Source organism: Nocardioides cavernaquae (assembly GCF_003600895.1).
GTDB classification, from domain to species: domain Bacteria; phylum Actinomycetota; class Actinomycetes; order Propionibacteriales; family Nocardioidaceae; genus Nocardioides; species Nocardioides cavernaquae.
Map to the genome: position 1 here is coordinate 1374718 of NZ_QYRP01000002.1, position 22084 is coordinate 1396801.

The following is a 22084-nucleotide window of genomic DNA, read 5'->3' on the forward strand; positions in this document are numbered from 1 at the left end:
CGCTACCCGGAGCCTTCCAGGAGGACGACCATGAGCACACCGCGCGCGTATGCCGCCACAGCATGTCTGGCCGTTGTTGCCCTGCTCGCCTCCGGATGTGGCAACGATCAGCCCGACAAGGCCGATACCGCCGAGCCCCAGAGCTCCTTCGCCCGTCAGACCGTCGCCGAGATCCGCAGTGCGACCGCCACCGACATGGGCAGCATCGAGTCGTTCACGATCACCGGTGACGTCCCCGAGCAGGAGATGACGTTCACCGTCTCGCTCGACTCCGACGGCAACTGCGCCGGCGGCATCGAGGCCGGGGGCGGCAAGGGCAGTGTCGTCGAGGCTGCGAGTGGCTCGTTCGTCACCGGCGACGAGCTCTTCTGGAACGCCTTCGTCGGCCCGGAGAAGGCCGCTCAGATGATGGCTGTCGCCGAGGACGCCTGGGTGCGCACGCCCCGCGGGGCCGGCTACTTCCTGCCGCAGTGCGACTTCAAGGTGATCGTTCCGACGCTCACGACCGGTGACGCCAAGGCGGCCACCAAGGGCAAGGAGTCCGAGGTCGACGGCGAGTCCGCCGTGGCGATCACCTCCTCCGAGGGCGGTGTGACCAGCACCGCCTGGATCGCCACCGATGCCCCCCACCACCTGCTGAAACTGACCACGAAGGGCGGCAAGGACGCCGGCACCTTCACCCTGAGCGACTTCGACGAGCCCGTCGACGCATCGCTGCCTGCTGATGCCAAGGTCATCGACCTGGCCCCCACCCGAGAGGCGGAGTGACATGAAGCGCACGATCTACAACGAGGACCACGAGGACTTCCGCAGCGCAGTGCGGACCTGGCTCGAGCGCTCCGTGATCCCCAACGGCGAGGACTACATCGCCGCGAAGGCACTGCCGCGCGAGTTCTGGATCGAGGCCGGCGCCCAGGGCTTCCTCGGCCTCGCGATCCCCGAGGAGTACGGCGGCGCCGGCGCCGACGACTTCCGCTTCAACGCCGTTCTGGCCGAGGAGCTGGCCAAGGTCAACGCCGCGCTCCCGACCTGCGTCGGCATCCACTCCGACATCACCGCGCCGTACCTCGTCGAGCTCGGCACCGAGGAGCAGAAGCAGAAGTACCTGCCCAAGGTCGCCTCGGGTGAGTGCCTGCTCGCGATCGGCATGACCGAGCCCTCCGGCGGCTCCGACCTGGCCGCGCTGAAGACCACCGCGGTCCGCGACGGCGACGAGTGGGTCATCAACGGCTCGAAGACCTTCATCACCAACGGCTACTCCTGCGACCTGGTGATCACCGCCGTCCGCACCGCTCCGGAGCTCGGCCCCAAGGGCATCACGCTCTTCGCGATCCCGGCCGACGCCCCCGGCTTCAGCCGCGGCCGCAAGCTGGACAAGGTCGGCATGGAGGAGTCGGACACCGCTGAGCTCTTCTTCGAGAACGTCCGCCTCACCGACGCCGACATCGTGGGCGAGCTCAACAAGGGCTTCATCCACATGATGGTGAAGCTGGCCCAGGAGCGCATCGCGTGCGCGGTCGCCAACACGGCCCACGCCAAGCAGATCCTCGAGGAGACGATCAAGTACGCCCACGACCGCCAGGCCTTCGGCCAGTCGATCGGCAAGTTCCAGCACATCAAGTTCCTGCTGGCCGAGCTGGTCACCCAGATCGAGGTCTGCGAGACCTACATGGACAAGTGCGTCGACGCGCACACCCGTGGCGAGCTGACCGCGGTCGACGCGGCCAAGGCCAAGTGGTGGTCCTCGCAGGCGCAGTCCGAGGTCCTCGACCACTGCGTCCAGATCCACGGCGGCTACGGCTTCATGAACGAGTACCGCGTGGCCCGCGCCTGGCGCGACGCCCGCGTCACGAAGATCTGGGCCGGTTCGAACGAGATCATGAAGGAGCTCATCGGCCGCGAGATCGGCTTCTGATCAGCTAGCCGGTTGCGTGCCTCCGGGACACTGGAGGCATGAGGCTTTTCGTCGGGGTGGTCCCGCCACAGGATGTGGTGGACCACCTCGACGCGTTTCTGGACGTACGCCGCGAGGTCGCGGCCTTCCGCTGGTCGGCACCCGAGCAGTGGCACGTGACCCTGGCCTTCTCGGGCGATGCGCCGGAGCGGACGCTGGACGAGGTCTACGAGCGGCTCGAGCGCGCTGCCGGGCGGCGGTCGGCCTTCGATGTCCGGGTTGCGGGTGGCGGGGCCTTTCCCGATCCGGCGCGAGCGCGGGTGCTCTACGCGGGCGTCGCCGGAACGAATGGGGACGGGTCGGCCAACCGCGACGTCCACGAGCGGCTGGCACACCTGAGCACCGGCACTCGGGCGGCGCTGGCTCGAGCAGGAGCACCGGTCGACGGGCAGCGCTTTCGCCCCCACCTGACGGTGGCGCGGCTCGGCCATCCCGAAGAGGTCAGCAACTGGGTGCGTCTGCTAGACGCCTATGCCGGCCCGGTATGGCGCGTGGACGAGATCTCGCTGATCGCGTCCCACCTCGGCGAGGGCCCCCGCGGCCGACCCCGCTACGAGGTCATGGAGACCTTCCCCCTGGGTTGATGGACTGACCAACACACCTGTGCCGATTCCGGGAGTCCTACGACACCGGCTCGTACGACGCGAAGGTGCGGGTAAAGGTGCCGACGCCATGCGTTGCTGCCCGCAGGTCGATCGCGTAGCGGACCAGCGACCGGTGCGGGACCAGCGCCTTCGCGAGGGTTCTCCCGCCCGGCCCGCCGGCGCCGACCTGCTCGCTGCCCAGCAGGCGCCCGTGGCGCGCGGAGAGATCGCTCATCACCTCGCCGACGACGTCATCGGGGATCAGGACCGACACCTCGTCGTACGGCTCGAGGTCGATCAGCTCGGTGGCCTCAGCCGCCTCGCGCAGAGCGAGCGCACCTGCGCTCTGGAAGGCCATGTCGGAGCTGTCGACGCTGTGGGACTTGCCGTCGACGAGGGTGACCCGGAGGTCGACCAGCGGGCGCCCGTCGCTGATGCCGCGGGCCATCTGGGCGACGACGCCCTTCTCGATCGAGGCGACGTACTGGCGCGGGACCGCGCCACCGACGACACGATCGACGAACTCGAACCCGGAACCGCGCGGCAGGGGCTCGACCTCCAGGTCGCAGATCGCGAACTGCCCGTGCCCGCCGGACTGCTTCACGTGGCGGCCGTGTCCCTTGGCGGGTCCGGCGAAGGTGGAGCGCAGCGGGATCACCAGGTCCACCTGCGAAACGCTCACTCCGTAACGGTCGCGCAGGCGTCCGAGCGCCACCTCCGCGTGGGCCTCGCCGAGCACCCACAGGACCACCTGGTGGGTCTCGGCGTTGCGCTCGATCCGCAGCGACGGGTCCTCGGCAGCCAACCGGGCAAGCGCTCCGGAGAGGTGGTCGTCGTCGGACTGCGTGTCGGCCTCGATCGCGATCGGCAGCTGGGGGTCGGGCAGCTCCCACGGGCGGAGCAGGCGCGGTGACTCGGGGTCGGAGAGTGTGTCACCTGTTTCCGCGTGGCCCAGCTTCCCCAGGGAGCCGATGTCCCCGGCGATCAGGCGGGGCGTGAGCATCGTGGGCCGGTCGTCCTCGTCGTGGTCCTCGTGCCCGGACCCGTCGCCGAAGAACGCGGAGAAGTGCCCGGACACGTGCACCGGGTGGTCGGGCTGGAGGGTGCCGGAGAAGACGCGCACGATGCTGACCCGGCCGAGGTAGTTGTCGCTGGTGGTCTTGACCACCTCCGCCACGAGCGGGCCGGACGGGTCACACGTCAACGCCTCCGCCCGCCCACCAGCTGGCGTGAACACCTCGGGCGACGGGTGCTCGTGTGGTGACGGGAAGCCGCGCACGACCAGGTCGAGGAGGTCGGAGAGCCCTTCGCCGGTCGCTGCGCACGCCGGCACCACCGGATGGAAGGTGCCCCGTGCCATGGCCCGCTCGAGGTCCGCCATCAGCTGCGTCTCCTCGACGGGCTCCCCGGCCAGGTAACGCTCCATCAGCCCTTCATCCTCGGACTCCTCGATCACCGCCTCGATGAGGGCATCGGTCCGTTGGAGGACCGGCATCACCCGCTCGCCGTACGCCGCCTGAGCAGCCGCCAGGACGCCGTCGTAGTCAGCCCGGGCGTGGTCGAGCTTGGTCACGACGATCGCGCGGGGCGTCTGCGAGCACTCGCGCCACAGCTGCCGGGCCGCCTCGTCGATCGCGCCGTTGGCAGGCAGCACGAACAGGACCGCATCAACCGCCCGCAGTGCGGCGCGCACCTCGCCGGCGAAGTCGGCGTACCCGGGTGTGTCGACGAGGTTGACCTTGGTGCCGTCGTGGAGCAGCGGCGAGACGGCGAGGGAGACCGAGCGCTCCTGGGCAAGTGGGTCGTGCCCGCCGAGCAGCGCGGCGACGAGTGCGGACTTGCCGGATCCGGTCGGGCCGACGAGGGCCACGTTGCGGATCAGGTCCGGCGTGGCCACGTCTACGGTGTTTCCTGGGCGTCCGTTCGCCATGGATCCAGACAACTCCTGTGGTGTCGGGTGCGCAAGACCCCACCGGTCGGCAGGATGGGGCCATGAAGCTTGCGGTGCTGGGCACAGGCATGGTCGGTACGACGCTGGGTGCCGCGTTCGCGGCGGCGGGTCACGAGGTCACCCTCGGCACGCGCGACCCCGAGGCAACCGCAGCGCGAGGGGCGATCACCCTGCCGCTGGCCACCTTCGCGGGCGCCGCAGCGGGCGCAGCGGTCGTGGTCCTGGCCGTCGGCGGAGGGGTCGCCGAATCGGTCCTCGCCGCCGCCGGAGACCTGACCGGCAAGGTCATCCTCGACGTGACCAACCCGCTCGACTTCTCCAACGGGTTCCCGCCGAGCCTGACCGTCAAGGACACCGACTCGCTGGCCGAGGTGCTGCAGCGCGCTCATCCGGAGGCGCAGGTCGTGAAGTCGCTCAACACCGTCAACGCCAGCCTGATGGTCAACCCTTCGGGGCTCGGGGACGGCGACACGACGATTTTCCTGGCTGGCGACGAGGCGGCCGCGCGCGACGTCGTACGCGGGCTCCTCGACGACCTCGGCTGGAGCGACATCGTGGAGTTCGAGGCGCTGGAGGCGGCTCGCGGGCTGGAGATGTGGCTGCCGTTGTGGGTGCGGCTCATGCAGAACTTCGGCACGGCACAGTTCAACCTGAAGCTCGTCCGCTGACCGCCCCCTGTTTCGCGGGCCGAGCGGCAATGCCCGCGAAACAGGGGGCGGCTAGGGTCATGGCATGCCGTTCCTACTCCGCGTCGAGTTGCCCGACATCCCCGGTTCGCTGGGCAGGGTCGCGTCGGCGATCGGTGAGGCCGGCGGTGACATCGAGGCCATCGAGATCGTCGAGCACCGTGCCGACGGCACCGCAGTCGACGATGTGCTGCTCGAAACAGCGCCCACGACCATGCCCGACTCGATCGTCTCGGCGTGCAACGCCCTCGACGGGGTGCGGGTCATCTGGATCTCGCGCTACGCCGCCGGCGGCAACCTGTTCCTCGACCTCGAGGCCGTTGAGGAGCTCACGGCCAACCCGGCCGAAGCTCTCGACCGGTTGATCGATCTGCTCCCCGCCACGTTCCGTGCGGACTGGGGTGTGCGCCTGCGTCGCAACGCCGACGGCTCGACGGCGGTCCTGCACGGCACGGCTGCCGCTCCGGAGAACGTCGACTGGCACGAGATCACCCGCGCCAGCCACGTCCCGTCGCTCGACGAGAACAACGTGCTCGCAGCGGTTCCGCTGATCGACGGCGAGCTCGTGGTCATCGGGCGCCGCGGTGGGCCCGACATCCTCGACTCCGAGCTGGCCCGCCTGGGTCACCTGACCGCCCTTGCGGTCTCGATCAGCCGCGCTGGCTGACTCAGCCGAGCAGGGCCTTGACGGCCGGCGACGAGTAGAACGGCGCGAGGCGCGCGCGCACGACCGGCTCCAGCTGCCCGTCGGCGTGGACCGCACGCAGCGCGGTCGAGGCGAAGGACTGCGCGTCGGCCACGAGGTCATCGCGGGTGATCGCCAGCTCCTCGAGCAGGATCGTCAGCGGGTACTCCGCGTAGACGGTGAAGAAGCCGTCGATGAGCGCATCGACGAGCACTGCCACCGGCTCGGTCGGCGCGGCCGAGGCCGCGGCCGCCTGGAGCACGCCGGCGAAGCGCAGCACATCGGCCTCGTCCACGAACGTGTGCGGGGGAGGCAACGGCCGGTCGGCGTGGAGGTCCCAGACCTCCATCACCGCGGCCTGGGTGGCCGGGTCGGCGAGGGTCTCCAGGATCACCTTGTTGAGCCGCTTGACCGCGAAGGTCGTGCCGCGTCCTGCGGTGGCGCCGATCAAGCCCTCGAACTGCTTGTCGGCCGCGCCCTTCACCTTCGACGCGGCACTGGTGCCGAACGAGACCAGCGAGCCCATGCCCGGGATCTTGTCCGCCACGGCCTTGTTGGCTGCCAGCACCTCGCCGACCAGTCGGGACACGAAGCGCGAAGCGGCGGCGGCCACCAGGGGGCTCTCGGCCAGCTCGTCGAGCGTGCGGTGGGCCAGGCGTGAGGCGCCGAGGACCTCGTTGACGATCGCCTCGACGTGCTCGCGGGCGATCGCCTCGCTCGGAACGAAGGGCGTCTCCGGCCCGGCATGGACGATCTGTGCCGCGCGGCGTACGACGTTGTCGGCGGTGGTCGAGCCCGGCACGGTCGCGAAGAGCCGGCGTGCGACACGCTTGACCTCGTCCGGGGCGACGAGCTGGTCCAGGCGGAGGCCGCCGGTCGCGGCGAGCACCTCGTCGACGTCCTTGGCGACCTGCTCCTCCAGCCCGGATCCGGTGAGCAGGTCCACGGCCCAGGCGACCTGGGCATCCAGCAACTGCTCCGCGAGCGTCATGTGTCGAGCGTACGTGGCGCTCAGGGACGGATCAGGGGCAGGTCCGGGGTCATGCCTGAGTCGCGGCGCGGACCGGTCGAGCACACTGGAAGCACCGATGAGGAGAGAACATGTCCGAGAACCCGTATGCCGTCCACCCGAACCCGAACGCACCCCTGACCCCCGAGCAGGAACGCACCTGGGCCGTGGGGACCCACGTCATCACCGGTGCCGCGACGGTGCTGAGCGTCGGCACGCTCGGCTTCGTCGCCGCGCTCGTGGTCTACCTGATGTACAAGGACCGCGGCCCGTTCGTGCGCCGCGCCGCCGCGAACTCGATGAACATCCAGCTCAACGGCCTGCTCTGGTACGTCGGCGTCGTGATCGTGGGCGTCCTGACCCTGGGCATCGGCTTCGTCCTGTGGCCCGTCGTCGCGGTGGTCATGGTCGCCCTGCACGTCATCGCTGCCGTCAAGAACAGCCAGGGTCAGTGGTACGACCCGCCCTTCACGATCCGCTTCGTTTCCTGACCGATAGCCTGCGCTCCATGAGTGCGATCGATGGCGTGAGCGAGATCTTCGACCCGGCCGACTGGGACGAGGTGCCCGGGTTCGAGGACCTGACCGACCTCACCTACCACCGCGCGAAGGAGCACGGCACCGTCCGGATCGCCTTCGACCGGCCCGACGTGCTCAACGCGTTCCGGCCCAACACCGTCGACGAGCTGCTGCGCACGCTCGACCACGCGCGGATGAGCGCCGACGTCGGCTGCGTGATCCTGACCGGCAACGGTCCGTCGGCCAAGAACGGCAAGTGGGCGTTCTGCACCGGCGGCGACCAGCGCATCCGGGGCAAGGCCGGTTATCAGTACGAGGACAAGGCCATCGGTGCTGCCGAAACCGGCGCCGAGGACCCGAGCGTGATCAACAAGGCCAAGCTCGCGCGGCTGCACATCCTCGAGTGCCAGCGGCTGATCCGCTTCATGCCGAAGGTCGTCATCTGCGTGGTCCCGGGCTGGGCGGCCGGCGGCGGGCACTCGCTGCACGTCGTCTGCGACCTGACGCTGGCGTCGAAGGAGCACGCGCGCTTCAAGCAGACCGACGCTGACGTGGGTTCGTTCGACGGCGGCTACGGCTCGGCGTACCTCGCGAAGATGGTCGGCCAGAAGTTCGCCCGCGAGATCTTCTTCCTCGCCGACGAGTACGACGCCGAGCAGATGCACACCATGGGCGCCGTCAACCGCGTCGTCGAGCACGCGCAGCTGGAGAAGGTCGCGCTCGAGTGGGGCCGCAAGATCAACGGCAAGTCCCCGACGGCGCAGCGGATGCTGAAGTACTCCTTCAACCTCCTCGACGACGGCCTGGTCGGCCAGCAGCTCTTCGCCGGCGAGACCACCCGCCTCGCCTACATGACCGACGAGGCGCAGGAGGGCCGCGACCAGTTCCTCGAGAAGCGCGAGCCCGACTGGTCGCCGTACCCCTGGTACTACTGAGCCTCGGTCAGTGGGGCTTGTCGATGCGGCAGGCGTCGGTCGAACCCGGCAACCGGTAGCGGTTGGCGGCCACCCAGCGGTAGGCCACCGCGGCGAGCAGGCGCAGCACCGGCAGCGTCATCAGCCACCCGAGCAACCGGTAACCGGGACCGCAGGTCCGCAGCGCGGCCGCGACTGCCTGTGCACCCGATGCCGTTGCCTGGCCTGAGGAATCGAGCCACCAGGCGGCCGTGGTGACGTCGTCGACGGTCAGGTGCAGGGCCTCGAGATCGACTGACTGCCACGGGGTGACCGCGCAGCTACCGTGGCGCTCCAGCCAGTGGGCCGTGGTCGTGCAGAAGCCGCAGTCGGCGTCGTACAGGACGGTTCCGGTCATGTCCTCAGCCTAGGCGGCGCTGGCCAGATCGCCCCATCACCTGACAGCATCCCCCGCATGCGCCTTTCCGTAGCACTCGCTGTCTCGACCGTTCTGCCCTTCGCCGTCGCCTGCAGTTCGTACGCCGACACGTCGGCCAAGCAGGTGGAGAAGGACGTCAAGGCGGCCATGTCCGGCCTCAAGTCGGTCCACCTGGGCGGCGAGGTGGAGCAGGACGGCACCAAGCTCGAGCTGGATCTCTCCCTCAACACCGATGGCGACTGCACGGGCTCGATCGGGCTGGGCACGATGGGCAAGCTCGACCTGATCCGGGTTGACGGCGCGTCCTTCGTGCGGCCCGACGAGGCATTCTGGACTGCGAGCGGCGCGGGAGCGGTCGCCAAGGCTGCCAAGGGCAAGTGGATCGGCGGTGAGGACGCGTTCGGCGGCATGGCCGGCCAGATCTGCGACCTCGACGGGATGCTCGACGACATCAACTCGGACGACGACAGCTACGGCAAGGTGAGCGAAGCCGAGCCCATCGACGGCAAGGACGTCGTGAAGGTCGCTTTCACCACGACCGACGACTCGAAGGGCACGCTCTACGTGCTCAGCGACGACCCGCACTACGTCGTGAAGGCCGACGTCGGCGACGAGGGTTCAATCACGTTCTCCGAGTTCGATGAGCCGGTCGAGCCGAAGGCACCCGCGAAGAACCAGGTCATCGACGCGTCGAAGCTGGGCTGATGCGGGTCGTCGTCCTCACTGGCGCCGGGGTCTCGGCCGAGAGCGGAGTCCCGACGTTCCGCGACGCCGACGGCCTGTGGGAAGGCCATCGCGTGGAGGACGTGGCCACCCCCGAGGCGTACGACGCGAACCCCGGTCTGGTCCAGGAGTTCTACGATGCCCGGCGTGCTGCGCTCAAGCGGGTCACGCCGAATCCGGCCCACACCGCGCTGGCCCGGCTCGGCGACGTACTCGGCGACGACCTGCTGCTGGTCACCCAGAACGTCGACGACCTGCACGAGCGCGGGGGATCGCACGACGTCCTCCACATGCACGGCGAGCTGTTGTCAGCGCTGTGCCGCGCCTGCGGCCACCGCTACCGCTGGGCCGACGAGCTGAGTTCTCGCCCGCCGTGCCCCGGCTGCGGGGTGCGCGAGCTGCGGCCCGACATCGTCTGGTTCGGCGAGATGCCCTACGAGATGGAGCGCATCTACCGGGCGCTCGCCGAGGCTGACCTGTTCGTGTCCGTCGGCACCTCGGGCGCGGTCTACCCGGCCGCGGGGTTCGTGGTGGAGGCACGCGCGAACGGCGTCCGCTCGCTGGAGCTCAACCTGCAACCGAGCGAGGGCACCCACTGGTTCGACGAGGCACGCCACGGCAAGGCAGGTGACCTCGTGCCCCGATGGGTCGACGAGGTGCTCGCCTCGGGCGTCGACCTCTGACGCAGCGTCAGTCGGCCACGGCGGTCACGACCGCGTTTCCGAGCGGATCGCCCGGGTGCAGCGGACCGCCCGTGCTGATCAGGCGGAGCTCGGGACGAGACGTCGTGGCGAAGACCTCGGCGGCGGGGAACTTTCCCTGCGGGTAGTAGGCGACGCCGGTCACGCGGTAGTCCACCGTGCGGCGATCCTGTCGCCGCAGGGTCACGACGTCGCCTTCGCGCAGCCTGCTCATCCCATGCAGTGCGCCCGGCTGCTTCGCGGTCCGCGCGATGTAGCCGGTGACGACGGTGATGCCGACCTGGCCGGGTGTTGCGGAGGTGGCGTCCCAGCCGGTCGCGCGCAGCGGCGGGAGCGTCAGGGTCGTGCCGCCGGATGCCGCCCGGAGCTCGTGGACCTTGGTGGCCAGGTCGAGCCGCTCGATCACGATCCGCGACGGGGGTGAGGCCGGGAGCGGTGCCCCGGCAGCCGCTGCGGCCGGTGGTGCGGACTCCCGGGGAGCGGTGGTCGTGGCGCCGGCGCCGAACGCCATCGCGCCGACTCCAGCGGCGAGGCAGGCCGCGACACCGGCGGTGGCGAAACGGCGGGGACGGCTGAGGGTGGTCGTGGGCATGGGAAGCCTCCGTGGGTCAGGCGGGGGTGAGGTCGGTCAGGTGGGCGAAGACGACGACGTTGGCCAGGTAGTGACCGGCGGCTGCGTCGAAGTCGCCGCCGCAGGTGATCAGGCGGAGCTCGGGCCGCGGGGTCGCGCCGTACACGCGCCGGGTGGGGAACGCGTCCTTGGCGACCTCGTCGACGTGGTCGACGGTGAACGTCGCCCGACGGCCGTCGCTCCGGTCGACGAGGACGCGGTCGCCGCGGCGGAGCTCACGAAGCCGGAAGAAGACCGCCGGACCCGTCCGGGAGTCGACATGGCCGGCGACGATCGCCGGTCCGACATCGCCGGGGTTCGGGGATCGGTCGTACCAGCTGGCCGTGTCCGCCTTTGAGAGCGGCGGGACCTCGAGCTCCCTCCTCGGGGTGAGTCCGAGGCTCATCAGGCCTGTGTCGACCCCGATCCGCGGCACCCGGAGCCGCACCGGCTCCGACGGGACCGGCGCGCTCACCGGCCGGTCGGGGCGCTCTGCCTCGGCCGCCGCAGTGCGAGGTCGGTCGAAACCTGCGGTTCCGCCGGTCTGCGACGGCAGGAACGACCAGGCGACGATCAGCCCGACCAGCGTCGACACGGCGAGCAGGATCACGCCGAGTCCGACGGCCATCGACGGGTGCGGCGCGGGCGGGCGGAGCGGGCTGTTGGTGCTCATGCGGTCACCCCTCCGCCGGGCTCTCCACCATCGACACCGCGTGAGCGAACACGATGGTGTTGCGACCGGAGTCGTCGTCGTACCCGACGAGGCGCAGCAGCGGGTCGTCGTCGGCGCCGTACACCTTCTGTGTCGGGAAGGAGCGGGCGTCGACCTCGGTCACGCGGTCGACCGTGAAGTCGATCTGGCTGCCGTCAGCGCGGACCACCCGGAGCGCCTGACCGGGCTTCGCGTGGTGCAGGCCAGCGAAGACGCTGTCGAGCGAGCCGATCAGGACCGCGGGGCCGCGCTGGCCAGGCGCCGCACCCTGACCGAACCAGGCAGCCTGCAGCGGGTCGGGCGTCACGAGCACACCCTCTGCGGTCATCCGGGCCTTCCGCAGTGGCGTGGCCACCCGCCCCGCCCGGAACTCGACGTACGCCGGGCGGAGACGTGCGCGGGTGTCCCAGGTGGCGAGCTTCGCGCCCCCGCCAGCCGTGCCGTCCGCAGCGTCGCCGCCCGGGCCGTGCACGTGGACGTCGCCATCCTCGTGCACATGGGTCTTCCGTTTGCTGGTCGACTGGAATCCCTCGCCGTTCGCCAGACGCGGGTCGTTCGCAGCGGGGGAGGTGTCGTCACGCTCGAGGAGCGGGGCGAGAAGGACGACCGACGCCACCACCCCGACGAAGAGCACGAGCGTGGCGAGCCGCTGCTGGGTCGGCTGGAGCCGGGGGAACAGTGTGCGGGCGCCGAGCTGGCGCGGCGCCGCCTCGGGAGAGGGCGTGGTCGCCGGGACTGTGGTGGAGGGCACTGCACCCGCCAGCCGCTGACCCTGGTGCCGCCACCTCGGCAGCAGGACCGGCAGGATGACCGCCCGCCCGAGCAGCACGGCACCCCAGACCATCGTGAAGTAGGCCAGATGGGTGCCCAGCGGCGCCGCTGCGTCGAAGGCGCGCAGCACGAGCCAGGAGGAGGCGGCCTCGGGCAGCCACGACAGCAGCGTGAAGACGCGCGGCCAGTCACCGTCCCAGCGGCGTTCCTGCAGCGCGTTGTGGAGCAGGTCCCAGCCCAGTCCGAGCCCGGTGATCACCACGAGGCCGAGAAGGGCACCGCCGAGGGTGAGTGTGTCCAGGACGATGGCGGCGAGCACGGCGACGGGCACACCCAGGAGCAGGCTGAGTGCCAGCCGCGTCTGCAGCCGTCCGGCAAGTGTGGGAGTCACAGCGACTTCCCTCCGATCCACTGGAACCATCCACGCGCGGAGCGCAGCGGGGTGAGCTGATCCCCGACGCCGGCCTCGGCCAACGCGTCGGCGACCGACAGGGCCGCCTGCTGCAGGCCCAGGAACGAGTCGATTGGCCCGTGGTGGGCGCCGCGAGCGGTGCTGCCGGTCGCAAACATCCGGCCGTCGCCGCTCGCACCGCCCTCGACCATCCAGCTCTCGTCGACCCGGAGACCGCCGAGCCGGTTGGTCGAGACCGGGCTGAAGGCGAGCAGGTCGGCGACGAGGGGATGGTGACGTGCTTCAGGGTCGAGGCCGGTGGCGTCGAAGAAGTGGTCCCCGGAGACCGTCATCCGTTTGCCGTTCTGGAGACGGACGACGGTCGACAACCGGTTGCCCGCCTCGGTGATGGAGTCGATCTCGCCGACCACCGCGTCGTACCAGCCCTCGCGGCGGCCCGCCTCGAGCAGGTCCATGCCCTTCCGGCGCGGGCGGACGGTGGGGGCGCCGAGACGCTCGATGGTGTCCAGCCGCTCGGCCTCGTCGAGGGAGGCGACCTCGTCGCGGAGCGTTCCGCTCCAGGCCGACCGCGGGAAGTCGAGCGCCTGATGACGGAAGCCGAGGGCCTCGTCGCGGCCGCTCGACCCGTCCGGCCAGGACCGCATCACGTGCCAGATGTGGACGTCGCGTCCGTGGCGTGCGCGCGCCTTCGTGAGCCGCTCCAGGAGCTGCAGCGCGGCTGACCCCGAGCCGCGGACGATCACGTGTCCGCCGCGATTCGCGACCGTGTCGAGGGCCGCCGTGTTGTCGTCGTACGCCGTGCTCAGACGGCTACTGTCCGGGAACGCCGCACGGTACGCCGCGACCTCCGGCGTGACGCGCGGACCCGGGCTGCCCGTGGCCAGGTGGATGTGGTCGCAGCGGATCGCGACCAGCTTGCCGCGCTCACGGCAGATCGCGAAGTACCCGCCCTCGCGTCGCTTGAAGAGGTACTCCGCCGGTGAGCCGCTCGTCATGCGGCGCCAGCCGATGCGGCGGGATTCGCGATCGAGCGCCTGGCGGACGATCCCGACGGTGGGGCTGTACCCCTCGCCGAGCGCGCCCTCCAGGAGGAGGCGGGTGAGCGGACGGAGGCTGCGGGTACGGCGGGCCTCGTGGCCGGCGTACCCGGGGAAGCCCCAGAGGTTGTCGATGCGCGCGGCCGACTCGCTGCGCAGTCGACTGTCATCGTCGAGTCCGAGCGCTGAGCAGCGTGCGAAGAACGCCGCGCCGGGCCCCTGGTGGGCACCGACCACGGCGATGTCCTCGGCGGGTAGGCCGGCGATCCGGAGCCGGTCGACCACTGCAAACGACCCGAGACCGCCGCCGATCGTCGCGAACACGACGCGGGTGACCGGGATCCCTGCTGCCTCGAGCTGTTCGTCGCTGACGAGGCGCTCCGCGGCGTTCGTCGCGGGCTGCACGGTGGAGAGCGTCATGGGGGCCTCTCAATGAGGTGGTGGGGAGCTGACGGGGTGCGGCGGGAGGGGAGGGAGGGGCCGCACCCCGTCAGCGGGGGATCTCGCGTGTCAGCGCGAGCGGCGCGAGCGCACGCGCTGTGCCGTGACGGCACCGGCGCCTGCGATCAGGAGCAGCCAGACGAGGCCGTTGCCCTCGTCGTCCTGCCCGTGGGTGAGGACCGGCACGTCGACCGCCATACCGCCGCCGCCCGTGCCCACGCCGCCGCGGGGCATCGGGAACGCGCCCGCGGACGGATCGACCTGCTGCTGCAGGCCGGTCGGGGCAGGTACGCCGCCGACGATGACGCCGCCCGGCACACCCGAGCCGGCGACACCGGCCGAGGAAACGGTGCCCACCGAGCTGCCCGTGCCCACCGAGGATCCGGTGTCGACAGTCGACGGAGTGCCGCTCGTGACGCCACCGGACGTGGCCCCCGGAGCGGCCGCCGCCGGAGCGACACCACGCAGGGCAACCGTCCGGCTGGCCGTCGTACGGTCGCCGTCCACCGTCACAGCCGACACCTGGATCGGCGTGGACTGAGCGCCTTCCTGCGGAACGATCCGCGCACTGCAGGTGGCCGTCTCGCCGGGAGCGAGGTCGGTCTCAGTGCAGCGGATCTCCTCCGAGCCAGCCTGGCCCGACAGGTCGGTGATCTCGTCGTTGCCGGTGTTGGCGACCCTGAACTGCATCGTCGCCGGCCTGTTCGCCTCGGCGCTCAGCTTGCCGAGACCGTCAGCGCTCTTGCCGTTGACAGTCGGGTCGGTGATTGCCAGCGGCTCGGTGCCGTCGGTTCCGTCGGTTGACGTGGACCCGTCGGTCGAGCCGTCGGTGCCATCGGCACCGTCAGTCGAGCCAGGCGTGGACCCGTCGGTCGAGCCGTCGGTGCCGTCAGTCGGCGTGGAGCCGTCGGTCGGAGTGGTGCTGCCGTCCGTGCCGTCCGTGCCGTCCGTGCCGTCGACACCGTGAGTCGAGCCAGGCGTGGAGCCGTCGGTCCCGTCAGTCGGCGTGGAGCCGTCGGTCGGCGTGGTGCTGCCGTCCGTGCCATCGGCACCGTCAGTCGAGCCAGGCGTGGACCCGTCGGTCGAGCCGTCGGTGCCGTCAGTCGGCGTGGAGCCGTCGGTCGGCGTGGTGCTGCCGTCCGTGCCGTCGACACCGTCAGTCGAGCCAGGCGTGGAGCCGTCGGTCGGCGTGGTGCTGCCGTCCGTGCCATCGGCACCGTCAGTCGAGCCAGGCGTGGAGCCGTCGGTCCCGTCCGTGCCGTCGGTGGGTGCGGAGCCGTCAGTCGAGCCAGGCGTGGAGCCGTCCGGCACACCGGTGACGTACGCAGTGCCGTGGGTGGTGGTGCTTCCACCCTCGGACGTCACGCCGTACACAGTGATCGGAACGACCTGGTCGCCGGACTCCGGCTGCATCTGTCCCGAGCAGGCAGTCGCCTCGGTAGGAGCCAGCTCGGAGTCGGCGCACGTGAGCGGGCCTTCCGGGCTGGTTGCAGACAGATCTGTCACGGTCTTGTCACCCGAGTTGTAGACCGGGATCGAGAGCGTGGCGGCGGATCCGGTCGGTGCCTCGACATTGCCGGGGGCGCCGGCAGCCTTGCCGCCGACGGTCGGGGTTCCGGCCGTCAGGTTGCAGTCGCAGTCCTCGTCCGGGGACCCACCGGCGACAGGGGTGGTGCCCCCGGTGGTTCCGGCGGATGTCCCGGCCGAGCCGGCTGCACCGGCGAGACCAGTGACGAACAGGAGCGCAGAGCTGGACACGTCTCCTCCGTCGGGCAAGGAGCCGTCGGCGTAGATCGGTGCGCTCTGCTCCCCGGCGTTCGGCGCGTAGCTTCCGCTGCACGTCGTCGACGCATCGACGGCGAGCGTCGTTGCGTCACACGCCATCGCCCCGCCCGGACCGGAGACAGTCAGGCCGGTGACGGCGAGGTCGCCGGTGTTCGAGACGGGTACGGCGACCGCCACAGGCTCGTCGGCAGCAACCTGAGCCTTGCCAGGCGCTCCCGCCGAGGTGCCGTTGACCGTCGGCGTACCCATCGTGATGGTGCAGTCGCAGTCCGCCGGCGTCGACGTCGACGATGTGGTGGCACCCGGTGCCGACGCTGGGTCGGTGGTGGAGGCCAGGGGGTCCGGCGCAGGGCCGGACGCGGCAGCCAGGTCGGCGTCCGAGGTCGTGCTCTCTGAGTGAGCGGTGACCCCGGTCGTCGGGGCTGCCAGCTGGGTAGCGAGCATCGTTTCGGCCTTCACCGGCTTCGGCGGAGGCATGACGTGCTCCCTCACGGAGACCGTGGGGACGTCGTACGTCGTGGTGGTCGAGCCGGTCAGCGTGCCGACGGTGGAGGTGAGGCCCTCTAGGGCCCCACCGCCTTCCAGCAGCTGCGTGACGGACCCGAGGATCTCTTGGTCCGGCGGAGGGGTCGTTCCCCCGTCCTCGGCGTGAGCAGTGCCCACGCCGAGGAGGAGGAAGCCCCCGACGGCCAAGCCGGTCCCTACGGACCGCTTCATCCAGGGATTCATGGTCATGGGAGGTACTTCCCTCAGGCCTGGGGCGCCGTTGACGTGGCGCAGGTGCAGAGCGTGTATTCGAACGACTCCTGCGCTGTGGTGGTCTTGCCGGTCGCGTCGTTCCCGGTGAAGCTCACCGGCACGGTGTTGACGCCCGACTTGGGCGAGATCGCGATCGTGAACCAGGTGGTCTCGCCGGGCTGCAGCGTGGTCTTGCCGCCGGTGACCGGGCCAGTCGGCGACGAGGCCTTCACGTTCTGAAGGGGCGCGTCACCGCTGTTGGTGATCTGGAACGAGACCTGCGAAACGTCCCTCGAGTGGAACGTGTAGCGGACGTCATCGTTCGTGGCCTGGTTGTTGACCTTCAGTGCGTCGGTCGAGGCGATCTCGCCGTTCTCGACGTCACCGGTGTAGACCGCGGAGCAGGCCTTGCCCTGCTGCTGACCGTTCGGGTTCGAGCCCACGATGCCGAAGGAAACCGCCTGGGTGCCGGGCTTCGCCGTCGCGGTGTAGCTGAGCGTGGTCGTCTGGCCGGGCTGCAGCGGGAGCTGAGCGCCCGTCATGGAGCCACCGTCCGAGGCCTTGCCGACCAGGGTGGTGATCGGGAGATCACCGGTGTTGGTCACCGGAACGGTGAACGTCACCTGGTCGCCTGCCGGAATCGCCACGCCGGGGGCGTTGGGCGAGCTCTGGCCGTTGACCTTGGCTGCACCGATCGTGTACGACACGGTGCCCTGCGGCGAGTCGATCGGCGCGCTGCCGTTGGTGGGCGTACCCGGAGCGGGCGTACCCGGAGCGGGTGCCGGAGCGGGCTCGTTGGCCGGGTCATCGGACGGGGCCGGAGCCGGTGCAGGCTCGTGGGCGGGGTCGTCGGACGGGGCCGGGGCCGGACCTGCCGGCTCGGTGGAGGAGCCGCCGCCGAGGAGGTCACCGACGACCGGGAGGCTCGAGGTCGGCGAGGAGTCGCCGCCGAGTAGGTCGCCCACGATCGGGAGGCCTGTGGCCGGGGAGCTAGCCGGACCGTTGGTGGTCGGCGTGGGGCCGTCCGCGCCGTCCGTAGAGCCAGGGGTGGTGCCGTCCGTTCCGTCGGTCGGGTTGCCCGGAGTCGGCGTGGTGCCGCCGTCGGTGGGCGTGTTGTCGTCCGACGGTGCGGGTGCGGGTGCGGGCTCGGGGGTTGACCCTCCGCCGAGGAGGTCACCCACAACCGGGAGGCTCGAGGTTGGCGAGGAGTCGCCGCCGAGGAGGTCGCCCACGATCGGGAGGCCTGCAGTCGCCGAGTCAGCCGGCTCGGTCGGGGTGGTGCCACCGTCCGTGCCGTCGGTCCCGTCGGTCGGAGCCGGAGCCGGAGCCGGAGCCGGAGCCGGAGCCGTGGTCGAACCGCCAAGCAGGCCCCCGATGACCGGGATCCCGCTGATCAGGTCACCGGCGGGAAGGCCGCCGGCCAGTCCGCCCGAGGGGGCGCTGCCGTCCGAGCCGTCGGTCCCGTCGGTCCCGTCGGCCGGCGCCGGGGCAGGAGTGGCGCCGCCGAGCAGGTCACCGATGACCGGCAGGCCGGAGGGCGTGTCGCCACCGCCGAGCAGGTCGTCGACCGGGAGCTTGTCGGTGAGAGGGAGGGCACCGGTGAGGCCGTCGGCCGGGGCCGTGCCCTCTGCCGGGGTCACCTCGTACGTCTCGCCGTCGATCGTCACGGTCCCGTCCTTGCTCACGGGGTGGTCGACGCCGTCGACGGTGACCTTGCCGCCCGAGACCGGGTACGTCGTCTCGTCGATGGTGACCTCCTCGGTCGTGCCGGCCTGTGGGACGACGCCACCGAGGATCGTGCTGAAGCCCGGAAGGCCCAGCGACTCAAGGGTCTTGATCTGGTCGGCGACCTGCAGCACCTCGAGGATCGCGGCCGGGTCGCCACTGCCGAACTTCTCCAGAGCGGTCTCCCATAGGAGGCGGAAGGCGTCGAAGTTGTTGGTCGCGAAGTTCACGTACTCGTCGGGCGTGACGAGGGTGTCGAAGCCCAGGCGGCTGGTGATCTCGTCAGCGGCGAGGGTGTTGTAGAGGTAGTCCGGAGCCAGGAGCTTCTGCGGGTCCGGGACGCTCGGCATGATCTCCTCGGCGAAGGCCGTGACCTTCTCCGGGGTCGGGATCTTCTCGAGGTCGATCTCGCCGGTCTTGATGTCGATCGGCAGGCCCATGCCACCGCAGCCGGTGAGCATCGTGACGTAGTCGGTGCCGTGGCCCTCGACGTGCGCGGGGTTGAAGATCGGAATCCAGCCCAGCGGACCGCCGTACGCGTCGATGATCGGCATCTGCGAGTTGCCGATGTTGCCGCTGACGAGGGACAGGATCAGGTTGTAGTACTCGGCGTCGGTGTGGAACGAGAGGAAGTGCTGGTTGGTGCCGAGCACCGGGATGCCGTCCTCGTTCTTCCACATGTGCTCGAGGAAGAAGTCGCAGGCGTCGCCGCCCTGGGAGTGACCGGCGCCGCCGTGGTCGTCCTTCGGGACGGAGGTCTTCACCGTCTCACCCCCGCCGAGGAGGCCGCCGGAGAAGATCTTCGGCGCGTTGGCGATGAACGTGCCGATCGTGGGGAGGTCCGCCCCGGGGAGCTCTCCTCCGCCGAGCCCTGAGAGAGGCGAGCTGGTCGAGCTCGTGTTGCCGGACGTCGTGGTGGACGTCGTCGTGGTCGACACCTCGACCGGCTCCGGCGCGGGCTCTGCGGTGGTGGAGGTCGTGGTCGTGGTGACGCCGGACGGCTCGCTGTACTCGTCGATCTGAGCCTGGGTGGCCGAGGAGACCGGGATGTCGCCGTCGGGCGTGTGCAGCGTGCCTCCGTGCGCGGCGGCGGTCCCAGCGAGGCTGAGCGTCGCGGCAAGGACGATGCCGGGCGTGATGAGAGCACGAGCCGTACGACGGGCGCGGGCCTCCGCGATGTGGCGGACGAGGGCGTCGGGGGGAAGGGGCGTGGCGAGGCCGATCGGCTGCCAGGCGTTGTTGCGCGAAGCGCGAGGTTGCGTGGTCATGAGAGGTTCTCCTGGTTCAGGGAAGTTCGAAGGAATCGACTGCAGAGGCTGGGCTGGGCACAGCTGTGTTCCTGCGAATACCGGCGTCACGGCGTCGGGATGGGTGGTCGACCATCCGGCGTACGGCGCGGGGTGCCGGCTGCCACGTCACTCAGAGGACGTGGCTTCCTTGATCAGTCAGGCGAGAAGGCCGGGTCTGCGGCCGGCGTGCCCGGCATCGGCCCGGCAGGGCCCTCGATCGGCTTGGCGACTTCGAACTCGACCGTCGGCCCGGACTCGACGCGCACCAGCGTCTGGTCCAGGCGCGGGGCCGGGGTCGTGCCGCCGTTGCCGGAGGTGAAGCCTGCTCCGGACACCGGCACCGGAAGAACGGTGACGATGTCCGAGGCGGGCGGCACCGCGACGGTGGTGGAGTCGTTGGAGTCCGGCGGCGGGACCGCCGGGCCGGAGAGGACGCGGCCCTCGAGGGACTGGCTCGCCTGCGTGCTGGCGAGCTGAGCGGCTGTCGCTTCGCCGGCGACCGGGCTCGAGCCGAAGGCGTCGGTTGCCGGCAGCTGAGCCGACGCCGCTCCGGCGCTGGGGCCGGTCACGGCGATGGTCCCGGCCGGGCTGGTGATCGTCTCCAGGATCGGGGAGAGGGCCGAGCCGGCCAGGTCGACGGCCTGGTCTGCGGTCCCCGCGACGGCGTACGTCGTGCCGACGACGACCTGCGTCGTCAGCTCGAGGGTGCCGGTCACCGTGCGGAGCGTGTCGGTCAGCCCACCCGCGAGCGGAAGCGGGACGGCGAGGACCTCGGCGGCGCCGAGGACGGCGCCCGCAGTGGAGACCACCTGGTGGGCGAGTCCGGCAACCAGCGGAGCAGCGGTCGAGCCGGCTGACGGCAGCTTCACGTCGAGCAGCTTCTCGCCGCCGGCCGAGTCGGCGGTGTCGCGGACTGTCTCTGCGAGGGTCCCGACGGCGTCGATGCTGCTGACGACCGGGAGGTTGGCTGCGACTTGTGTTGCCTCAGGTGCCTTGCCTGTAAGGCCGTTGAGCGTCTTGGTCGCGATGTCGGTGACCTGCTGGACCGGGAGAGCGGCGGCCGTGTCGCCGACGTTCGCCAGGATCTCGCCGACGAGGGGGAGGGGCTGCGCGTCCGGAGTGGTCGGGCTGGCGCTGGGCGCCGCGGCGCAGGCCTGCTTCTCGCAGGGAGCGGCCTGGGCCGCCCCGCCGAGGAGGATTATCGCGACCCAGGAGAGCCCGAGCAGCACGACGAGGCGCCAGCAGCCGCGGGACCAGGTCCGCGCGCGGCGCCGGGAGCGCACCTGACCGCACGAGGCGGTCGCAGTGGCTGCTTCCATCGTCGAGTCTCCCGAGAGTGTGAAGGGCAAGGGACGCCGCCGGTCACGTCGGGGCCCGCGGGTGCGGGTACTGACGTGGTGGAACGGCGAACTGAGTTTTTCTGCCTGGCCCCTGGTGCTCGGAATGCGACAGCTGTCGCCACCTCAGGCCTTGGATACTCGGGATCTCGGAATTCCCGAACACCAATTTGGTGTCATCCTGCACCCGGTCTGGGCAGGTGTCTAGACCGGGACCGAAAAATTCTGGTGACCGTCCGATGGCCGTCAGCGGACGAGCTCGGAGTCGAGCACGGCAAGCAGCCGGCCCAGGTCGCGGACGAGGCCGAACCGTGCCAGCCAGTCGACCAGCGTGCTCCGGAAGACGGCAGCACTCGCCACCAAGGAGGGCTCGACGTAACCGGTGGCCTCCAGAGCGATCACGCCGTGCAGGGACGTGAGGACCCGTGCGTGCAGCCAGGACAAGGAGTCGGGCGAGGCCTCGGGAGCGGCGCGCGGGGTCAGGGCACGGAGCGCCGTCCCGGCCTCGAGGGGGACGGGAGGCAGCACGACCTCGTGCTGGCTGGCAAGCTCCTGCAGGAGCTTGCCGAGGAAGGCATCGGACAGTGCCCGGATCGGGGTTTGCCCACTGCGGGGACGGGACACCACCAGGCGGAACTCGCCCGGGTGGCTCAGGGCCCAGGTCCGCAGCCGGGTCCACCCCACGACCCAGCGCACTGATGCGTCGGGCGACATCACCTCATCGACGGCAGCCGCGATGTCGTGCGCCGCGCTCTCGTCGATCGAGACGGCCACGAGGTCACGGAGCTCGTCGAGATGTGCGACATAGCGGTAGAGGCCGGCCGGGCTCGCGCCCATCGAGGCGGCGACACCGCGCAGGGTCAGCTCCTGGCCGTCCGCGATCAGCCTCCGGGCAGCCGCCACGATCGCGTCGTACGTCGCGGCTCGCTGCCGCGCTTGTCGGTTCGGATAGGCGCCGCGCGATCCCGTGGACATGTGCGCCCTCCTGCCCCGATGCAGTGGTTTTCACGCTCAAGTGCGAACAGTGTTCGCGTCTACCGTGTGGTGCTCCCTCCGCGGCCGGCCCGCTCATCCGAGTAGTCGG

At 70.7% G+C, this 22084-nt stretch carries 20 protein-coding genes; 9 read left to right on the forward strand and 11 right to left on the reverse strand.

All coding sequences use genetic code 11. From position 1 onward, the window contains the following. Positions 1 to 30: 30 nt before the first annotated feature. From D4739_RS06715 to thpR, 3 genes are read left to right on the forward strand one after another with little or no spacing between them, the layout of a single operon-like run. Positions 31 to 768, forward strand: coding sequence for a hypothetical protein (locus D4739_RS06715; protein ID WP_120059847.1), 738 nt, complete (start codon positions 31 to 33; stop codon positions 766 to 768). A 1-nt stretch (position 769) separates the two neighbouring features. Next, positions 770 to 1915, forward strand: coding sequence for an acyl-CoA dehydrogenase family protein (locus D4739_RS06720; protein ID WP_120059848.1), 1146 nt, complete (start codon positions 770 to 772; stop codon positions 1913 to 1915). Between the two features lie 38 nt (positions 1916 to 1953). Further along, positions 1954 to 2538 (forward strand): RNA 2',3'-cyclic phosphodiesterase, encoded by a 585-nt coding sequence (thpR, locus tag D4739_RS06725; protein ID WP_120059849.1) that lies wholly within the window; start codon positions 1954 to 1956, stop codon positions 2536 to 2538. A gap of 37 nt (positions 2539 to 2575) precedes the next feature. On the opposite strand, the gene D4739_RS06730 is transcribed toward thpR, so the two are convergent. Continuing rightward, positions 2576 to 4435 (reverse strand): elongation factor G, encoded by a 1860-nt coding sequence (locus D4739_RS06730; RefSeq protein WP_238473546.1) that lies wholly within the window; start codon positions 4433 to 4435, stop codon positions 2576 to 2578. Between the two features lie 95 nt (positions 4436 to 4530). Between D4739_RS06730 and D4739_RS06735 the strand changes: the two genes are divergently transcribed. Together D4739_RS06735 and D4739_RS06740 are read left to right on the forward strand one after the other, a co-directional pair. Next, positions 4531 to 5157, forward strand: coding sequence for an NADPH-dependent F420 reductase (locus D4739_RS06735; RefSeq protein WP_120059851.1), 627 nt, complete (start codon positions 4531 to 4533; stop codon positions 5155 to 5157). A 64-nt stretch (positions 5158 to 5221) separates the two neighbouring features. Continuing rightward, on the forward strand, positions 5222 to 5842 hold the full coding sequence (locus D4739_RS06740) for an ACT domain-containing protein (RefSeq protein ID WP_120059852.1): 621 nt from the start codon (positions 5222 to 5224) through the stop codon (positions 5840 to 5842). Position 5843: 1 nt separating this feature from the next. Here the strand turns inward: D4739_RS06740 and D4739_RS06745 are convergent, their stop codons facing one another. Then, positions 5844 to 6851: a hypothetical protein gene (locus D4739_RS06745; RefSeq protein WP_147384834.1), complete on the reverse strand. Its 1008-nt coding sequence runs from the start codon at positions 6849 to 6851 to the stop codon at positions 5844 to 5846. A gap of 110 nt (positions 6852 to 6961) precedes the next feature. On the opposite strand from D4739_RS06745, the gene D4739_RS06750 reads away from it, so the two are divergent. Together D4739_RS06750 and D4739_RS06755 are read left to right on the forward strand one after the other, a co-directional pair. Further along, positions 6962 to 7360 carry a DUF4870 domain-containing protein gene (locus D4739_RS06750; RefSeq protein WP_120059854.1) on the forward strand — a complete coding sequence of 133 codons (399 nt, stop codon included), beginning with the start codon at positions 6962 to 6964 and terminating at the stop codon, positions 7358 to 7360. A 17-nt stretch (positions 7361 to 7377) separates the two neighbouring features. Next, a complete protein-coding gene (locus tag D4739_RS06755; protein ID WP_120059855.1) occupies positions 7378 to 8322 on the forward strand; it encodes a 1,4-dihydroxy-2-naphthoyl-CoA synthase in 945 nt (314 codons plus the stop codon). A 7-nt stretch (positions 8323 to 8329) separates the two neighbouring features. Here D4739_RS06755 and D4739_RS06760 read toward each other — a convergent pair whose 3' ends face one another. Continuing rightward, positions 8330 to 8698: a thiol-disulfide oxidoreductase DCC family protein gene (locus D4739_RS06760; RefSeq protein ID WP_120059856.1), complete on the reverse strand. Its 369-nt coding sequence runs from the start codon at positions 8696 to 8698 to the stop codon at positions 8330 to 8332. A 57-nt stretch (positions 8699 to 8755) separates the two neighbouring features. On the opposite strand from D4739_RS06760, the gene D4739_RS06765 reads away from it, so the two are divergent. Next, complete coding sequence (locus tag D4739_RS06765; protein ID WP_120059857.1) at positions 8756 to 9424, forward strand: hypothetical protein; 669 nt, start codon at positions 8756 to 8758, stop codon at positions 9422 to 9424. Further along, positions 9424 to 10125, forward strand: coding sequence for an NAD-dependent deacylase (locus D4739_RS06770; protein ID WP_120059858.1), 702 nt, complete (start codon positions 9424 to 9426; stop codon positions 10123 to 10125). Before D4739_RS06765 ends, D4739_RS06770 begins: the two co-directional genes overlap by 1 nt. A 7-nt stretch (positions 10126 to 10132) precedes the next feature. On the opposite strand, the gene D4739_RS06775 is transcribed toward D4739_RS06770, so the two are convergent. From D4739_RS06775 to D4739_RS06810, 8 genes are all read right to left on the reverse strand, one after another. Next, entirely contained in the window at positions 10133 to 10735 is a 603-nt protein-coding gene (locus D4739_RS06775; protein ID WP_120059859.1) for a class F sortase, read from the reverse strand. 16 nt (positions 10736 to 10751) lie between these two features. Continuing rightward, positions 10752 to 11426, reverse strand: coding sequence for a class F sortase (locus D4739_RS06780; protein ID WP_120059860.1), 675 nt, complete (start codon positions 11424 to 11426; stop codon positions 10752 to 10754). Positions 11427 to 11430: 4 nt separating this feature from the next. Next, positions 11431 to 12627 (reverse strand): sortase domain-containing protein, encoded by a 1197-nt coding sequence (locus D4739_RS06785; RefSeq protein ID WP_120059861.1) that lies wholly within the window; start codon positions 12625 to 12627, stop codon positions 11431 to 11433. Continuing rightward, entirely contained in the window at positions 12624 to 14105 is a 1482-nt protein-coding gene (locus D4739_RS06790) for a hypothetical protein (RefSeq protein ID WP_120059862.1), read from the reverse strand. Before D4739_RS06790 ends, D4739_RS06785 begins: the two co-directional genes overlap by 4 nt. A 90-nt stretch (positions 14106 to 14195) precedes the next feature. Beyond that, entirely contained in the window at positions 14196 to 16628 is a 2433-nt protein-coding gene (locus D4739_RS06795; RefSeq protein ID WP_120059863.1) for a hypothetical protein, read from the reverse strand. A gap of 32 nt (positions 16629 to 16660) precedes the next feature. Next, positions 16661 to 19642: a hypothetical protein gene (locus tag D4739_RS06800; RefSeq protein WP_120059864.1), complete on the reverse strand. Its 2982-nt coding sequence runs from the start codon at positions 19640 to 19642 to the stop codon at positions 16661 to 16663. Between the two features lie 173 nt (positions 19643 to 19815). Continuing rightward, positions 19816 to 20982 carry a hypothetical protein gene (locus D4739_RS06805; RefSeq protein WP_120059865.1) on the reverse strand — a complete coding sequence of 389 codons (1167 nt, stop codon included), beginning with the start codon at positions 20980 to 20982 and terminating at the stop codon, positions 19816 to 19818. A 264-nt stretch (positions 20983 to 21246) separates the two neighbouring features. Continuing rightward, on the reverse strand, positions 21247 to 21975 hold the full coding sequence (locus tag D4739_RS06810; protein ID WP_120059866.1) for a TetR/AcrR family transcriptional regulator: 729 nt from the start codon (positions 21973 to 21975) through the stop codon (positions 21247 to 21249). Between the last annotated feature and the right edge of the window lie 109 nt (positions 21976 to 22084).

What these genes read in the sequence shown, in the direction of transcription:
- D4739_RS06715 (WP_120059847.1), top strand. Translation starts at nt 31, where the DNA reads ATGAGCACACCGCGCGCGTATGCCGCCACAGCATGTCTGGCCGTTGTT.
- D4739_RS06720 (WP_120059848.1), top strand. Translation starts at nt 770, where the DNA reads ATGAAGCGCACGATCTACAACGAGGACCACGAGGACTTCCGCAGCGCA.
- thpR (WP_120059849.1), top strand. Translation starts at nt 1,954, where the DNA reads ATGAGGCTTTTCGTCGGGGTGGTCCCGCCACAGGATGTGGTGGACCAC.
- D4739_RS06735 (WP_120059851.1), top strand. Translation starts at nt 4,531, where the DNA reads ATGAAGCTTGCGGTGCTGGGCACAGGCATGGTCGGTACGACGCTGGGT.
- D4739_RS06740 (WP_120059852.1), top strand. Translation starts at nt 5,222, where the DNA reads ATGCCGTTCCTACTCCGCGTCGAGTTGCCCGACATCCCCGGTTCGCTG.
- D4739_RS06745 (WP_147384834.1), bottom strand. Translation starts at nt 6,851, where the DNA reads ATGACGCTCGCGGAGCAGTTGCTGGATGCCCAGGTCGCCTGGGCCGTG.
- D4739_RS06750 (WP_120059854.1), top strand. Translation starts at nt 6,962, where the DNA reads ATGTCCGAGAACCCGTATGCCGTCCACCCGAACCCGAACGCACCCCTG.
- D4739_RS06755 (WP_120059855.1), top strand. Translation starts at nt 7,378, where the DNA reads ATGAGTGCGATCGATGGCGTGAGCGAGATCTTCGACCCGGCCGACTGG.
- D4739_RS06760 (WP_120059856.1), bottom strand. Translation starts at nt 8,698, where the DNA reads ATGACCGGAACCGTCCTGTACGACGCCGACTGCGGCTTCTGCACGACC.
- D4739_RS06765 (WP_120059857.1), top strand. Translation starts at nt 8,756, where the DNA reads ATGCGCCTTTCCGTAGCACTCGCTGTCTCGACCGTTCTGCCCTTCGCC.
- D4739_RS06770 (WP_120059858.1), top strand. Translation starts at nt 9,424, where the DNA reads ATGCGGGTCGTCGTCCTCACTGGCGCCGGGGTCTCGGCCGAGAGCGGA.
- D4739_RS06775 (WP_120059859.1), bottom strand. Translation starts at nt 10,735, where the DNA reads ATGCCCACGACCACCCTCAGCCGTCCCCGCCGTTTCGCCACCGCCGGT.
- D4739_RS06780 (WP_120059860.1), bottom strand. Translation starts at nt 11,426, where the DNA reads ATGAGCACCAACAGCCCGCTCCGCCCGCCCGCGCCGCACCCGTCGATG.
- D4739_RS06790 (WP_120059862.1), bottom strand. Translation starts at nt 14,105, where the DNA reads ATGACGCTCTCCACCGTGCAGCCCGCGACGAACGCCGCGGAGCGCCTC.
- D4739_RS06795 (WP_120059863.1), bottom strand. Translation starts at nt 16,628, where the DNA reads ATGAAGCGGTCCGTAGGGACCGGCTTGGCCGTCGGGGGCTTCCTCCTC.
- D4739_RS06800 (WP_120059864.1), bottom strand. Translation starts at nt 19,642, where the DNA reads ATGACCACGCAACCTCGCGCTTCGCGCAACAACGCCTGGCAGCCGATC.
- D4739_RS06805 (WP_120059865.1), bottom strand. Translation starts at nt 20,982, where the DNA reads ATGGAAGCAGCCACTGCGACCGCCTCGTGCGGTCAGGTGCGCTCCCGG.
- D4739_RS06810 (WP_120059866.1), bottom strand. Translation starts at nt 21,975, where the DNA reads ATGTCCACGGGATCGCGCGGCGCCTATCCGAACCGACAAGCGCGGCAG.